We start from the raw sequence: 14,508 nt of genomic DNA on the forward strand, positions 1-14,508 counted from the left end.
TATAAGCACTTACGCTTATATCACCTTAGTTCTACTTCTTTGGCAGTAAGGTATACTCGCCAACAAACTCAGCAACCAGTTGCTCACCGTCAAAAATTTGCACTGGCACTGTGTAAACTGCTTTTTCACCTTGCTCTAAGCTAGAAAGATCACCTGAGCATTTATGTAAATCAACATTGCCGATAGGATCTTGTTTTAACGGTTTGAGATATTTAATGCTTGCATCAGATAGCACAATTGCAGCGTCGCTTCCGATCTCTTTCAAATGTAAATAAGTTGCTCCCCAACCTGTTAAAGTAGCAAGGCTATAAATAGAACCGGCAAACATTGTACCGTGAAGGTTTTGATTAGCACTAAATTCAGCGCTCGTAGTAAATTGCCAATCAGTATAACTCTCAACCTTAATGCCCATAGCATCGCTGATTGGAATATCCTCACGCCACGTATTTTGCAGCACCTTAGTCCATTCAGGGCGACGGAACCAGCCAGGACATGACGGGCATACTTTAACCATTTTCCAATGTTGAATATCGCCGTACATCAAGTGCGCTTTTTCAACGACCACATAACCGTGACGCTTATAAAAATCGACCGCTCTGTCACGAGCAAACAAGAGTAATTCTTTAGCGCCTTGCTGCCATGCAAGCTTTTCTAGTTCATGTAATAAACGGCTGCCAAGGTGATGACCACGATGATCTTTATTCACCGCCATATAACGCACTTGCGCTTGTTCACCGGTATTCCAATGCAAACGTGCAACGCCTAGCACTTGCCCTTGCTCATTTTTAATAAAACGATGTTCCGCTTCTTGCTCGAACTCATCTTGCTCAGAACCTCGAGGCTGCTGCCAAGGGGCGCGTAGCACCTGCCATCTAAGTTGATAATAATCCTGCCAATCTTGACTACTTTGGGGTGTCGTAACTTGTAACATAGCGACTCCTTATAATTTTAATTGGCAACAGATTAACCTAAAAATGCACAATATAAAATCACTCGATGGTAAACACTTTGGTATTAGCCTAAGCTTAATATTGAACGCGTTTACAAGGGCTTAATGTGGTATCTATTGATTTTGTAAATAACGCAAACATGCTTGGCACCCTCGTTTGCTTAAGAAAAACGCCAATAGGCACATGCACCGTCAGGCAGCTTGAGGATGTTAGGTGGCTATTAATAGATAACACATTACAGTCAGTTAGCGATTTAACACAACCTCAGCAATTTTTACTGCCACATTTGCAACAATTAGCCAGCTTATGGCAAACCTTACCTGAACCCAGCAATATATTAGAAGTAGGATTAGGTGGCGGTGCAATTCGCAATTATCTCAATGCAAGTTACCCGCATTGCAACATTACTACTATTGAGAAAAGCCAAGATATTATCGAGTTATATACGCAGTATTTTGCGTCACTGCCACAATCCTCCTATCTCATTGCCGGCGATATTACAACTTATCAGTTTTCCAACTCGTATAATTGGATTGTGCTTGATTTATTTAGTAAGCAAGACTGCCCTATTTTTCTGTTTCAACACGAGTTTTATCAACGAGTGAAGTCGCTGTTTGTTGATGACGCTAATCGGCACTTATTTATTAATTTTATATGTGAAAGCGCGCAACAGTTAAATTCGTTGCGCACTGTACTGACGAGTATATTTAAAGCGGATGTGACAATTTATGCAATTAAGGACTACAACAACAAAATAGTGCACTTACACTTCTAAACGAAATGTCACTGGCCCATCGTTCACTAGATGCACTTTCATATCAGCACCAAATTGCCCTGTTTGCACTGTTGTTAAGCTTTGCTTAGCTTGGCTTAAAAAATATTCGTATAACTCTTCACCGAGCGCAGGTACAGCTGCAGACGAAAAGCTAGGACGCATTCCTTTTTTAGTATCGGCTGCTAGTGTAAATTGCGAAACAACTAACAAATCACCGCCGATATCTTTTAGGCTCAAATTCATTTTCCCTTCACTATCGGAGAAAATGCGGTAGCCAGATACTTTGTGCAATAGCTTATCGGCTTTTTGCTGATCATCGCCTTTTTCTACCCCTAACAGCAGTAAAATACCCTGACCAATTTCACCAACAACCTCTCCATCAACGACCACTTTGGCTTCACTCACCCGTTGAATTAACCCTTGCATATTATTCTTCCTCTTGCTCAACAATTAACGGCTTCTTTCTCTCACCAAAGCTCTGTTGCAGTGACACTGTGAATTCAGCACCTAATAACACAACAATCCATGACAGATACACCCAAACAAACAAAATAGGAATGGTCGCTAGCGCCCCATAAATCACTTCATAAGATGGGAAGTTACTTACGTAAGCAGCAAACCCTTTTTTACTAAGCTCAAACAACAGTGCGGCAAACATCGCGCCTGGTAAGGAGGCTTTAATAGGCACTCGAATATTAGGTACTACGGTGTAAATCAGCATAAAACCCGCAGTAGAAATCACGTAAGGTAGCAAGCCAAGTAAAAAGCCGCTAAAACCTGGGATCCCCTCATCGGCATACGCTGCCAAGCTGACAAGGTACGATGTCATACCTAAGCTTGCACCCAATAAAACCGGGCCAAGCGTTAATACCATCCAATAAACCGCAAACGAGATCACAACCGGGCGCTTCTTCTGCGTGCGCCAAATACGATTGAGCGTTGCATCCACATTACGAATCAAAAAAAGCGCTACAACGATTAAAAAACCAATACCCATTGCCGTCATTTGACTCGCATTACCAGTAAACGCACCTATGTGCTCTTTAATGGTTTCTGAAGACGTTGGTACAAAGTTATTAAAAATAAAATTTTCGATAACCGCTCTAAAGTCCTGAAACACAGGAAACGCAGAAAAAATAGCAAATACCACAGCAAGCATTGGAACCAATGACAACAAGGTTACATAGGCTAAATAACCAGCATTGACGGTAATTTGGTCATCTAAGCAACGTTTGCCATACCCCTTAAACCAAAAGGCGGCGTAGCGTATTGCTTTACCAAATTGCTGAAACATCTGGGAGTAATCGACTTTATTCTGCATCGTAAGCGCTACTAATAAAAAAATATTGCCATATAATAACAAGATAATGGAAAGCATAAAGAGAATTGAACACACTATGAAAAAATTACTGCTCGCTGTCGCAACCACAAGCTTATTAACCCTTTCTGGCTGTCAAACAGCTTATTACTCTGCAATGGAAAGCGTAGGTGTTCACAAGCGCGACATTCTGATTGACCGTGTAGAAGAAGCAAAAGAGTCGCAACAAGATTCTCAAGAAGAATTCCAATCAGCCTATGAGCGCTTAACAACATTAATTAATTTTGATGGTGGTGAGCTACAAAAAGTTTACGACCAACTTAATGATGATTATTCGGCGAGTAAAAAGTCAGCTGAAGATGTATCGAGTAAAATTAATGCCGTTGAAGACGTAGCAGAAGCGCTATTTGATGAGTGGGAAGAAGAATTAGAACAGTATTCAAACGCTAAACTAAAACGCGATAGCCAAAAGAAACTTTCCGCCACTAAGCGCCAGTTTGACCAATTATTACGTTCAATGCGCCGCTCTGAAAGCAAAATGGAACCCGTTTTAACCGCACTAAACGACAACGTTTTATACTTAAAACATAACCTTAATGCGCAAGCAATTGCCGCAATAAAAGGTGAGTTTTCTACATTAAAACGCGATATTAAAACACTTATGAGCGAAATGAATAAATCCATTGCAGATTCAAATAAGTTTATAGCGCAGATGAATAAGTAGACACTTCACCAATCGCTAAGCTTTAAACAAACGCAAGCTACAAACAAAAAACGCCAGTTATTAACTGGCGTTTTAACTTTATTTCATTCTAATTAAATTAGAAACGTGCATTCACACCGAATGAGAACGTACGACCATATACATCGTAAAATTCTCCATTATCATATGAATATGGGTTTCTTGGTGGTGTAATATCAAACACGTTATCAATACCACCCCTTACTTCAAATGTTTCATTAATTGTATAGCGAGCATATAAATCCCACTTGGTGTAAGACGGAATTTCGTTATAGTTGGTTTGCTCAATTGTCCACTCGCGGTTACCTACTGTAGAGTGACGGTAGTTACCAGTTAACTGCACGAAGAAGTCATCATACGTATAACCAGCTGTTAAACGAGCTTTCCAACGAGGGTAGCGCTGCTCACCTACTGTTGGATTAAACTCATAACCACTATCAAACGTATCCGCAATAAACTCACGGTGCTCTAGGTAAGTCGCTAATAAACGGAAATCAAATTCACCAAATGATGTGTCAAGATTGTATGAAGACTCTAAGTCCACACCTTTTAACTCATAAGATGCAACATTATATGGCGCATTAACAACGTTTGTGATTTCAAAGTTATTTGGATCACGTGTCACTAAATCACACGATTCATTATCAAGAGTAGATGCTTCATAACAGTTATCTACAACTGTCGCAGGACCTAAACGGTTGATCGCATCGTCAACTTTAAAGCTCCAATAGTCAGCAATAAAGGTTAGATCTTCAGTAGGCGTATAAATCACACCAAATAATGTATCGTCAGATGTTTCTTCAGTTAATGCACGGTTACCACCATTAACACTTGGTGGAGTAACTTGACGCCAATCTGCTGAAGGTCTCCAATCAGCATCTACTGGAATACCAGCTGCTTTACAGTTATTGATAATATTTTGACGAACATCCGCATCTGCTTCTTCAATGTTATAAGCATCACATGGATCATCATAACCACCAAATGATTGAACACCTGCACTGTAAAGCTGCTCTACGTTTGGCGCCCTAACCGATTTAGATTTAGAACCACGCATACGAACTTCATCAGTTACAGACCAAGAGAAGCCAGCTTTCCACGCAGAGTTAGCACCAACACTCGAATAATCCATATAACGAGCTGCTAAATCCACCGTCAATTCTTGAGCTAGGAACATATCAGCTAATACAGGTACAGAAACTTCTAAACCCACTTCGTCAACAGTAAATTCGCCTTTCCAAGGATTAATAAAGTTACCAAAGATTAAGTTGTTAGCCATACCTGCACCAGGGATTGACTCACCAACTTCTTTACGATGTTCAGCACTAACAGCAAATGCAACGCCACCAGCAGGTAATTCAAATGCATAACCTGATAAGCTAGCTCCAAACACTGTTTGAGCTTTTTTCATATTTAATGTGCCAGTAGTTGTCACATAATCTAATCCTGCCTGTGATGCTGCACCTTCACCAAATAAGCTAACTGGTGAACAGCCTAAGCGTGAACCTACTACATTACCATCATCATCACGTACAGCACATTGAATTGAGCCATCAATCATTGCTGCATCTAAAGCATAATCTAAGTTTTGCTCTAAGATCTCACCATGCCATTGTGTAAGTGTTTTATTTTCGCCACGCTGGAAATAAACTTGATAGTCATATTCGTCAAAAATAATACCTTCAACAGCAATTGTCGCATTGTTAAACGTACGCTCATCTTCATATCGACGGTTACCAAAGTCTGAAGCTAACTTATATACACCAATAGTGTCACTAGCTTCATATCCTGCAGCATCAAACTGAGCTTTTGCTTCAGGATCCCAAAATGGGTTGTCCGCTCGAATTTGCTTTTGCATAAATACTGGTGAGGCTTCAGCATATGCGTTATCTTCACCCGCAGCTAACTCAAATGACAACTCATGGTCATCACTTAGCTGATGATTAATATTAATAAACGTATTAAAACGATCAAGAGGTGTTGCTATATAGCTATTTTCTAAGAAAGAATATCCATTACCGCCACCTGTAGTGTAATAACCATTTGGTGGTGGAAGTAGACCATCGCCATAATCAAAAGGCACTAGTTCACCATTCGGACCAAATACATAGTGACCACCTGGTAAAAATGCATCACCGGCTTTATCGTACACCGCAAGCTTTGTTTGCTTGCCTAAGATTACACGTGCAGGAATACCATCATCACCGCCAGTATTATCTGGGTTTCTATAGCTAGTTACAGGGTTTACAATAAAATCACGATCAGACTCTTTCAACTGACCAATTTCACTGTAACTCATGTTTACGACATAGCTTGTTTTATCGCCTTCATTACCAAAGGTAAGTGAATAATAATCTGAATCACCACCACCTTGCTGCGTTTGTTCAGTTTTATAATCAAGGCTGAAACCATCATATGAATCGCGCAGAATAATGTTAACAACACCAGCAACCGCATCCGAACCGTAAACAGCAGAAGCACCACCGTGAACAACCTCAATTCGAGAGATCATCGAAGATGGGATGTTATTTAAGTTAACTGAAGAGTTACTCGTACTTGCTGAGACAAAACGGCGACCATTAACAAGTACTAATGTGCGCTCTGGGCCAAGTTCACGTAAATCAGTTGTATTGATACCGGCGCCGAAAATTGTATTCGTTGTTGTAGTCGGTGCTGAACCTGGCGCACTTGATGGAATGTTTTGCAGTAAATCCGCAACGTTGGTAATACCCGCATTAATAAGCTCCTCACCACCAATCACTGTTACTGGATTCGGTGCAATTTCAGCATGACGCTTGATACGAGAACCTGTTACTTCAATACGTTCAACACTTTCTTTTTCAACGTTTTTTTCTTCTTCTGCAGCGACAGTTGTAAAACTAGTCATTGCACCAGCGAATAGGGCTGTTTTAACACCCAATGCTAATAAGTTTAATTTATTCAAAATGAGATTTCCCTGAAGTTTTCTAAATGTTAAATGTTACAAATTACGTGCAAATGTTTCTCTTTGCTTCAAAATGTAATTAGAACAACACTGTTTTAACATAAAAATTACAAAACATGAGTACTATTCGACAAAAAACATTATTATAAATTTAAGATAAAAACCATAAGAAAAAGAAAGGGAAATAAATAAAATCAAACACTTACATCATTAAAAAACGGTAAAATAAAATTTACACACCAAAAGGATGTTTACATCCATTTACAATCAAGTGGAATTTAATACTGTTACAACCGGATGAAATAAGACTACTACAGGTGGGAATTAACAATTTAAAACAAATATACGTAATTTTAGCAAGGTAACCAAAACGTCACCTTACTAAAATGCAAAAATTTAAACTTTAATTAACATCAACGATATATTTCAACTTTACGAAACTTAGCCGCATCAATTATTGCCCATAAGTGGAAAATACCGCCAATGATTGCTGGAACAACAAAAAACCATAAAGCGTAGCCACCAAATACAACAATCGCAAATATCAGTGCCGCGCCAATACGCCCTTGTACCAACTGCCCAAGACCTGGGAAAAACACGTTACAAATAGCAGCGATTACATTGCCTGCTGATCCTTGTTCTGCCATATAAACCTCTCAAATTTCCAATTTATTTAATTTAAATCAAACTCTATGCCAAATATATATTAATATAACTTTCAGTATGTTAGCTTAATTTAGTATCTTGCTAACAATTAATTATTAGTAAGATTGACTAAAATAGAGCTAATTACACTAAATATGGAGCTTGCCATGAAATTAACATTTATCGGGGCAGCAAGTACAGTTACAGGTTCAAAACACCTACTGGAAGTAGAAAACCTAAAGATCTTAATTGATTGCGGCCTTTACCAAGGCATAAAAAACTATCGCACTCGCAACTGGCAAGCCCTTCCGTTTGATGTAACTAAGCTAGATGCCGTTTTATTAACCCACGCGCATATAGACCATTCGGGTTATATTCCACTTTTATACAAGCAAGGATTTAGAGGCCCTATTTTTTGCTCTCACGAAACACTTAAACTGTGCGAAGTATTACTGCCTGATGCGGGTTTTTTACAAGAAGAAGACGCAAAATATGCAAATAAAAAGCGCTTCTCTAAGCACTCTCCCGCTGAACCACTGTATACATTAAATGATGCTAAAAAGTCGTTATCTCTTTTTGTACCGCTCGATTTTCAACACAATGTTGAAATTTTGCCAAATATAACAATTAACTTAAAACCAAATGGGCACATTCTCGGCTCTTCAAGTATCGAGTTAAACGCGAAAAGTAAAACGTTAGTTTTCAGTGGAGATGTTGGTAGGCAAGACGACCCTATTATGTATCCACCAGAGCCGATTTCTCCCTGTAACTTACTAGTTGTAGAGGCAACATATGGTGATAAACGTCATACGGCAACCGACACCAAGCAAATTCTCGCCGATGCAATAAATGACACCTTTAAGCGTGGTGGTATTTTTCTTATGCCCTCTTTTGCCGTTGGCCGTGCACAGTTAATTTTGCATTTAATCGCTGAGCTAAAAAAAGAGCAGCGAATTCCGAATGTACCGGTTTATCTCAATAGCCCGATGGCAATAAAGGTCACAGATCTTTATGAAAAAGCCCACAAACATCACAAACTAACAAAAGAACAATGCCAAGCGATTGATGACATGACAGAGTTTGTTAAAACGCAAGAAGAGTCGGAAATGCTAAATAGCCGTAATCTACCCTGTATTATTGTGTCAGCAAGCGGCATGGCAAGCGGCGGGCGGGTATTACATCACTTAAAAAGTTTATTGCCAGATGATAAACACACAGTCGCATTTTTAGGCTTTCAAGCAGCAGGCACACGCGGTGAAGCGCTTATTAATGGCGCCGAAAGAATAAAAATTCATGGCGAATATATTGATGTAAAAGCAAATGTTCTAAACCTAGATTCACTTTCGGCCCATGGTGATTATCAAGATATTCTAAATTGGTTGCAGCAAGGCGAAGCATTACCAAAGCAAATTTATATTAACCATGGTGAAGTCAGTGCATGTGAGGCAATGCGCTGCCACATTAAGGAGCAACTTGGCATTGACGCCAAAGTGGCTGAGTATTTGGAACAAGTGGCACTTTGAAAACTCAATTTTTAGCCTACCAAGGTCTTTATATCGCATTTAATGATAAATTGATGGCAAATGAACATAGCCATCAATTTATTCAAATTAACTTATTGTCGCCACAAGCCAGTATTACTTTTGACCAAAAAACGCTTTCCACAAACTGCTTAATAATTGCAAGTAAGGTAAAGCACACTTTAAAAAGTGATAAGCCGGTCATCACCATATTGATTGATAACTTTAGTGTGCTTGGTAAAAAGCTAACTCACCTTATTAACTGCCAAAAAAATAAAAACAATGTTTACACCTGCTTTGAACAGGCCAAATCGCAATACCTTTGGCAATATTTTATTGATAAAAAAGGCAATTTTGATTATGCGATGACTGAATTTTTAAATAGCATTTTATGCCACCATGCCCAAGCAAAGTCCCCCACGGATCCGCGTATTGCAAAAATACTTAATCACTTAGAGCAGTGTGACAGCGCCCAGCTAAATCTTTCACAATTAGCAAAAATAGTTAATTTATCGCAAAGCCGATTATCACATTTATTTAGTGAGCAAATTGGCATGCCATTTAAAAGTTACCAACGTTACTTACGATTCAAACGCTTAATACCATTACTCGCAAATGACTTTGATTTAACCAAAGCAGCTCATCAAGTAGGGTTTAGTGATGCCGCACATTTAAGCCGCGAATGTAAAAAGTTATTTGGCATACAGCCAAAGCAATTAAAAGGAAGGCTCACATTCGAGCAAGTCTAATAAATTAAAATCATGCTCTATTCCCATAATTAAACCCGAACCACGCGAGCTCAGCCAAGGTTGAGACAAGATATATAATCCCGATATATCGGATACTTTATCAAAAATATCTTTATTGCTAGCTTGCTGCGCTAAACAGCTTTTAAGCCAAGAAAAATCATTTTTATAGCCCGTAGCAATTATCACCTTATCTATCACTTTCCCTCTAAGTGTTATTGGCTTTTCTCTATTTAACTTATTCAAATTAAAGCGCTTACAAAGTGTTATTTCAGCTTTAGCTAACTGATGATTACGACTACCAGTTGCAGGAAATGGGTCTTTCTTTCGCATTTTTTTCGCTAACCAATGTTGTTTTCCTAGACGAGTCAGGCCGAGCTTATCTAACCAAAAGAAAATATCCCTACCCAATAAACGTTGTGGCAAAAAAGAACGCGCCTTGCCCATAGATAAAAATACTTGATTCTTCTCAATTAACATTTTTGCCAGTTGCCGGCCACTGGCACCGTCACCAATCACTAACCAGTTTTCGTTTTCACAGGTTAAGTGTCGATCACCAATAGATTCTGGCGTAAACACTTTACCGTGATAAAAAGAGTTACTATCCAGCTGATACGAATAAGGGATTTGAAATGCACCAGTACATACAAACAGCATTTTGCTTTGGTAGGTTTCACCATTACTGCAATTTACTGTGAAGCCATCGGTGTCCTTTCGCACATCAACTACTTTACGGCCAAATCTAATATCTAATGACAGGGCAGCAGCATATTGTTCAAGATATTCAACAAACTCCTGTTTTGACGGGTACTCACTTGCGTTGCCAGATATATTCAACCCTGGCAACTGACTATAGCGCCGAGAAGTAAACAAAGTTAACCCTTCATAACGATTTCGCCACGCACTGCCTACAGCATCTGACGCTTCTAAAATAACCACTTTGTGATAGCCCTTTTGCCTCAATAAATAGGCGGTTGCTAAACCAGCATGGCCTGCACCAACAATAATTGCTTGTTTCATATCTACTCCAACTGAAAACTCTCAGCTAGAATAGAGGTACAGCAAAACTAAAAATTGAATTTAAACGCTATATGTTTGAAAAATTTAAAATGCATGGCGATGTCAGCCTTAATTGGCAAGGAAAAACGCTAGAAATAAACACAACCGGGCCATGGAATGCTGAGTTTTTTATGCATTTACATGAGCAATTAATTGATATGGTGCGTAATCAGCAAATTACTGATTTTGATGTATTACTTAACATTCATGGCGAGGCACTGCCAACGCCAGATGCACAAAATGCACACATTGAGTTTTTGAAAGCCTCCAGTGCCAAAGCCGTCGCAGTTAATCTTGAACATTGTGTAACAAGGTCGATGACACAACAAGTGTGTGACTATGTTTACCCTACTGCAGGACTAACACATCAATGTTTCAATAATAAAGCGCAAGCACTCAATTGGCTAAGTACCCAAAGCGGGGAATAATAACGCCATTAATGCATTAACCGCCTCTAAACGGGTTTGCTCTTCCATACTGGCAAACCCTAAACGCAGATACTGATAACCTTGCTCATCACAATTGGTTACTTGTGAGTTAAAGTCTTGCTGACATTGAATATATATTCCATGCGCCTGTGCCAACTCAGTAAAACCAGTTAAATCACGCTTGCAGCCAAGCCAAATAGCCATGCCCCCATCGGGAACAGCAAAAGTGATCGGGTAACCCGTTTGCTTGTAATCTTCTAACAACAACACAAGGTGATCTCTTCTCGCTAAATACAATTGCGTCATTTTGCGAAGATGTCTTTCAAAGTCCCCTTCGCTCATCCAATTAGCCACCGCTTGCTGTAACACACACTCGGTTTTGTGGTTGATGATTTTTTTACTATTAGCCAAATACTCAATAACTTGCGGGTGAGCCGAAACATAGCCTAGTCGCGCGCCTGCAAACATAATTTTTGAAAACGTTGAGATATAAATGACTCGCCCATCAGGGTCATTTGCAGCCATTGGTACTAACGGTGAACAGCGATAATGAAACTCATGGTCATAATCATCTTCTAAAATCAAAAAATCATGCTGCTGAGCTAATTGGTATATTTGGCTGCGACGTTGTGGCGATAAGGTCACTGTTGTTGGGTACTGGTGTAGCGGCGTTAAATACAAAAGCTTTATTTTCGTATGCGCTAACACGCGCTTTAAGCTGTCAGGTTTTATACCAAACTCATCTTGTTCAATGGTAATCAGGTTTGCACCATTTGAGCTGAGCGCAGCGCATGCAGGCGGATAACTAAGTTGCTCAAGCGCCACATTGTCACCGCCTTGTAACACCGCTTGCGCGACAATAAACAATGCTTCTTGCGATCCATTGGTTATTAATATTTCGCCAGATGAAAGACCGCGCGCTCTTACTAAGTATTTCTTTATTTGTTCACGTAATGTTTCATTCCCGAGCGTGCCCTGATAATGCAAACTGCCCAGATCTAACTGTTTTAACGCAGTATTTAAGTGGCTTTTAAATACCTTCATTGAAAATTGAGTTATATCTGGTAATCCACCAGCAAAATTAAAGCGTACGTTAAAATCAGCGTTAGAAAGACTCGCTTTTGGCGATTTAAATAAGTGAGCCAAATTAAATTGCTGAGTTTCACTCAATTCGTTTGGTATACAGCCTTCTACCGGTAAGACCGAAACCACTTGATAACCAATACGCGGTAAACTTTCTAAATACCCTTGCGCCACTAACTCATCGCAGGCCGCCATAATTGTATGACGATTCACATTGAGCTGATTTGCTAAGTCCCTGCTTGCCGGCAATCGGTCTTGTGGTTTTAACTGACCCGATAAAATGGCCTCTCGAATACTCGCAGCAATGGCGAGGTATTTCTTTTCATGTGGATTAAATGAAATGGTCAGTAAGCGCATTTAATTTCTGGTCTATATAAATATTAAAAACTGGTTGTTAACGTTATACCAGATTTCTTTTTTAATACACCTCATTAAGCATGAAGAAATTGGAATGAGGTCACCATGCAACAATTAACACAAACACAATTTGAAACTAACAAAGTCATTTTGCAACAGCTGCAACACCACCATTTAGATGATTTATTACAAGCAGGGAAAAACCCGAAAATTTGGCAATATGTGCTTAGCAATTACTGCAAAGATAAAGATACGCTTGAGCATTGGTTTAATAAAACAGCGCAATACCAAGCTGATAAGCAATTGCCGTTAGTGATTATTGATAAAAAAAGTAATCAACTGGTGGGCAGCACACGCTTATTTGCCCTTGATTTTAATCACGAAAAACTTGAAATTGGCCACACGTTTATTACCCCTGAATTTCAACGTTGCCATATCAATACACATGCAAAATATTTACTGTTGAGCTACGCATTTGAACAACTTGGTGCAGCCCGGGTAGAACTTCGCACCCATGAAAATAATCAAAAATCACGAAATGCCATTGCTCGATTAGGCGCACAATTTGAAGGCATCGCATGGCAAGATAGAAAGTTGATTGACGGTAGCTATCGTAATAGCGCAGTATTTAGTATCACCCACACTACTTGGCCAAATGTAAAACAACAGTTAGAGGCAAAGTTATAATATGTATCCACCACGCCAATATATCGAAAATGACTTCGCTCGACTGTTAGCACACATTGAGAAGTTTCCGCTGGCAAGTTTGATTTATCACAACGCGCAAGGCGACATTGAGCTTTGCCACATTCCATTAGTGCTAGATGAAAAAAAGCAGCACTTATTGGGACACATGGCAGCAAACAACCCGCTTGCCAAGCTACTTGCCAAGCAGCCTTTAAACATAAAATGTCTTTTTAATGGTGCAGACTGTTATGTTTCACCCAATGATGCCGAAAAAGTCTATTTACCTACATGGCATTACGCCAAATTAGAGATAAAAGGCACAGCACAACCTATTACAAAGCCCTCACAAAAGCGCGAGATAATGGCTTATTCAGTAGCACAATTTGAAGATAAACTGGTAACGCAATGGCAACTTTCTCAAGTAGATGAGAATGAACTATCGCAATCATTAAGGTACATAATGGTGTTTAAAATAGAGATTGCAGAAGTCGTTGGTAACTTCAAACTAAGTCAAGATGAGGCAAGCGAAACGCGAGAAGAGATAAAACAGAGCCTTTATGCTCGTGGCGATAAAGACTCTGCCGAATTGATTTATTAGCGGGCTTTATGAATGCGCTCTACAAACTGAGAAGAGGCAATTGCCACAATACAATACGCAGTAAAAAACCAAAAGCCGATGCCTAGCTCGGCTTTCATTTTTAACATATCGCCCATTTGCCCGTCGGCATTGCCAGCCAAATAAGAAACAATAAGTGCAATCACAAATACGTCAGTCATACTCCACTTACTAAGCTTAGAAGCAGCGGTATTAAGCAAACGAGTGAGCTTAGTTTTAGCGGGCAATAATACACTGAGTAGCTGCATCAACAGTTTAAAAAATGGAATGATCACCGCAAATAACCCAACTAATACTGCCACCACATGGTTTTTGTTATTGGCAAGTTCCTCAATGGTGCCAACAATACTGCGGGTTTTGCGATAGGCTTCCACTTCACCTTCTAACTTATCAAGGCCAAGCATACCCGAAAACATACGAAGCATGCTGCGTGTATTGCCATCGCCTTCTTCGGCAAGCATGGTAATACCCACATCTACAATTTTGGCTTTATCAATATTCCCTTGCAGTGTTAACACGGGCTGAGTTACCCCAGGGATTAGCAAGGCAATGCTCACGAGTAATAAAATAACAGCGCTAATTTTTGTTTTCATAATGCTTCTTAAAAATTAATTTTCCCGACTTTAACGCAACACACA

Annotated in this window: 15 protein-coding genes; 7 read left to right on the forward strand and 8 right to left on the reverse strand. The window is 39.5% G+C overall.

All coding sequences use genetic code 11. The annotated features are described in order from the left end of the window. Positions 1 to 31: 31 nt before the first annotated feature. Positions 32 to 931: a bifunctional GNAT family N-acetyltransferase/hotdog fold thioesterase gene (locus tag ACXAFE_RS13050; protein WP_010561564.1), complete on the reverse strand. Its 900-nt coding sequence runs from the start codon at positions 929 to 931 to the stop codon at positions 32 to 34. A 125-nt stretch (positions 932 to 1,056) separates the two neighbouring features. On the opposite strand from ACXAFE_RS13050, the gene ACXAFE_RS13055 reads away from it, so the two are divergent. Further along, positions 1,057 to 1,725 carry a polyamine aminopropyltransferase gene (locus tag ACXAFE_RS13055; RefSeq protein WP_475153304.1) on the forward strand — a complete coding sequence of 223 codons (669 nt, stop codon included), beginning with the start codon at positions 1,057 to 1,059 and terminating at the stop codon, positions 1,723 to 1,725. Here the strand turns inward: ACXAFE_RS13055 and dtd are convergent. Both dtd and ACXAFE_RS13065 read right to left on the reverse strand, forming a co-directional pair. Beyond that, on the reverse strand, positions 1,714 to 2,151 hold the full coding sequence (dtd, locus tag ACXAFE_RS13060; RefSeq protein WP_475153307.1) for a D-aminoacyl-tRNA deacylase: 438 nt from the start codon (positions 2,149 to 2,151) through the stop codon (positions 1,714 to 1,716). The genes ACXAFE_RS13055 and dtd overlap by 12 nt on opposite strands. 1 nt (position 2,152) lies before the next feature. Then, on the reverse strand, positions 2,153 to 3,046 hold the full coding sequence (locus tag ACXAFE_RS13065; RefSeq protein ID WP_051320887.1) for a virulence factor BrkB family protein: 894 nt from the start codon (positions 3,044 to 3,046) through the stop codon (positions 2,153 to 2,155). A 76-nt stretch (positions 3,047 to 3,122) separates the two neighbouring features. On the opposite strand from ACXAFE_RS13065, the gene ACXAFE_RS13070 reads away from it, so the two are divergent. Beyond that, entirely contained in the window at positions 3,123 to 3,767 is a 645-nt protein-coding gene (locus ACXAFE_RS13070) for a DUF2959 domain-containing protein (protein ID WP_475153309.1), read from the forward strand. A gap of 97 nt (positions 3,768 to 3,864) precedes the next feature. Here the strand turns inward: ACXAFE_RS13070 and ACXAFE_RS13075 are convergent, their stop codons facing one another. Both ACXAFE_RS13075 and ACXAFE_RS13080 read right to left on the reverse strand, forming a co-directional pair. Then, positions 3,865 to 6,729 carry a TonB-dependent receptor plug domain-containing protein gene (locus ACXAFE_RS13075; protein WP_475153311.1) on the reverse strand — a complete coding sequence of 955 codons (2,865 nt, stop codon included), beginning with the start codon at positions 6,727 to 6,729 and terminating at the stop codon, positions 3,865 to 3,867. A 413-nt stretch (positions 6,730 to 7,142) separates the two neighbouring features. Further along, positions 7,143 to 7,376, reverse strand: coding sequence for a hypothetical protein (locus ACXAFE_RS13080; RefSeq protein ID WP_010561556.1), 234 nt, complete (start codon positions 7,374 to 7,376; stop codon positions 7,143 to 7,145). A gap of 165 nt (positions 7,377 to 7,541) precedes the next feature. Between ACXAFE_RS13080 and ACXAFE_RS13085 the strand changes: the two genes are divergently transcribed. Together ACXAFE_RS13085 and ACXAFE_RS13090 are read left to right on the forward strand one after the other, a co-directional pair. Continuing rightward, the gene (locus ACXAFE_RS13085; RefSeq protein ID WP_475153314.1) at positions 7,542 to 8,897 is read left to right on the forward strand and encodes an MBL fold metallo-hydrolase RNA specificity domain-containing protein; all 1,356 of its coding nucleotides are present in this window, start codon (positions 7,542 to 7,544) and stop codon (positions 8,895 to 8,897) included. Beyond that, positions 8,894 to 9,643 carry a helix-turn-helix domain-containing protein gene (locus tag ACXAFE_RS13090; RefSeq protein ID WP_475153316.1) on the forward strand — a complete coding sequence of 250 codons (750 nt, stop codon included), beginning with the start codon at positions 8,894 to 8,896 and terminating at the stop codon, positions 9,641 to 9,643. The genes ACXAFE_RS13085 and ACXAFE_RS13090 overlap by 4 nt, the downstream gene beginning before the upstream one ends. Here ACXAFE_RS13090 and ACXAFE_RS13095 read toward each other — a convergent pair. After that, positions 9,611 to 10,660, reverse strand: a complete 1,050-nt coding sequence (locus ACXAFE_RS13095; RefSeq protein WP_475153318.1) for a flavin-containing monooxygenase — start codon at positions 10,658 to 10,660, stop codon at positions 9,611 to 9,613. The two genes, ACXAFE_RS13090 and ACXAFE_RS13095, sit on opposite strands and share 33 nt — an antisense overlap. A gap of 71 nt (positions 10,661 to 10,731) precedes the next feature. Here ACXAFE_RS13095 and ACXAFE_RS13100 point away from each other — a divergent pair, with 71 nt between their 5' ends. Beyond that, the gene (locus tag ACXAFE_RS13100; RefSeq protein ID WP_054978179.1) at positions 10,732 to 11,127 is read left to right on the forward strand and encodes a hypothetical protein; all 396 of its coding nucleotides are present in this window, start codon (positions 10,732 to 10,734) and stop codon (positions 11,125 to 11,127) included. Here ACXAFE_RS13100 and pdxR read toward each other — a convergent pair. Continuing rightward, positions 11,104 to 12,567 (reverse strand): MocR-like pyridoxine biosynthesis transcription factor PdxR, encoded by a 1,464-nt coding sequence (pdxR, locus tag ACXAFE_RS13105; RefSeq protein ID WP_475153322.1) that lies wholly within the window; start codon positions 12,565 to 12,567, stop codon positions 11,104 to 11,106. The two genes, ACXAFE_RS13100 and pdxR, sit on opposite strands and share 24 nt — an antisense overlap. Before the next feature lie 105 nt (positions 12,568 to 12,672). Between pdxR and ACXAFE_RS13110 the strand changes: the two genes are divergently transcribed. Continuing rightward, entirely contained in the window at positions 12,673 to 13,254 is a 582-nt protein-coding gene (locus tag ACXAFE_RS13110) for a GNAT family N-acetyltransferase (protein WP_475153325.1), read from the forward strand. Position 13,255: 1 nt separating this feature from the next. Continuing rightward, the gene (locus tag ACXAFE_RS13115; protein WP_475153327.1) at positions 13,256 to 13,852 is read left to right on the forward strand and encodes an FMN-binding negative transcriptional regulator; all 597 of its coding nucleotides are present in this window, start codon (positions 13,256 to 13,258) and stop codon (positions 13,850 to 13,852) included. On the opposite strand, the gene ACXAFE_RS13120 is transcribed toward ACXAFE_RS13115, so the two are convergent. Then, complete coding sequence (locus ACXAFE_RS13120) at positions 13,849 to 14,463, reverse strand: paraquat-inducible protein A (RefSeq protein ID WP_475153329.1); 615 nt, start codon at positions 14,461 to 14,463, stop codon at positions 13,849 to 13,851. The genes ACXAFE_RS13115 and ACXAFE_RS13120 overlap by 4 nt on opposite strands. Between the last annotated feature and the right edge of the window lie 45 nt (positions 14,464 to 14,508).

Source organism: Pseudoalteromonas sp. ABV4_021 (genome assembly GCF_056159365.1).

Bases quoted from the DNA above. Each gene is read 5' to 3' on its own strand.
- ACXAFE_RS13080 (WP_010561556.1), bottom strand. From the start codon at position 7,376: ATGGCAGAACAAGGATCAGCAGGCAATGTAATCGCTGCTATTTGTAAC.
- ACXAFE_RS13100 (WP_054978179.1), top strand. From the start codon at position 10,732: ATGTTTGAAAAATTTAAAATGCATGGCGATGTCAGCCTTAATTGGCAA.
- ACXAFE_RS13110 (WP_475153325.1), top strand. From the start codon at position 12,673: ATGCAACAATTAACACAAACACAATTTGAAACTAACAAAGTCATTTTG.
- ACXAFE_RS13050 (WP_010561564.1), bottom strand. From the start codon at position 931: ATGTTACAAGTTACGACACCCCAAAGTAGTCAAGATTGGCAGGATTAT.
- ACXAFE_RS13120 (WP_475153329.1), bottom strand. From the start codon at position 14,463: ATGAAAACAAAAATTAGCGCTGTTATTTTATTACTCGTGAGCATTGCC.
- ACXAFE_RS13095 (WP_475153318.1), bottom strand. From the start codon at position 10,660: ATGAAACAAGCAATTATTGTTGGTGCAGGCCATGCTGGTTTAGCAACC.
- ACXAFE_RS13065 (WP_051320887.1), bottom strand. From the start codon at position 3,046: ATGCAGAATAAAGTCGATTACTCCCAGATGTTTCAGCAATTTGGTAAA.
- dtd (WP_475153307.1), bottom strand. From the start codon at position 2,151: ATGCAAGGGTTAATTCAACGGGTGAGTGAAGCCAAAGTGGTCGTTGAT.
- ACXAFE_RS13085 (WP_475153314.1), top strand. From the start codon at position 7,542: ATGAAATTAACATTTATCGGGGCAGCAAGTACAGTTACAGGTTCAAAA.
- pdxR (WP_475153322.1), bottom strand. From the start codon at position 12,567: ATGCGCTTACTGACCATTTCATTTAATCCACATGAAAAGAAATACCTC.
- ACXAFE_RS13070 (WP_475153309.1), top strand. From the start codon at position 3,123: ATGAAAAAATTACTGCTCGCTGTCGCAACCACAAGCTTATTAACCCTT.
- ACXAFE_RS13115 (WP_475153327.1), top strand. From the start codon at position 13,256: ATGTATCCACCACGCCAATATATCGAAAATGACTTCGCTCGACTGTTA.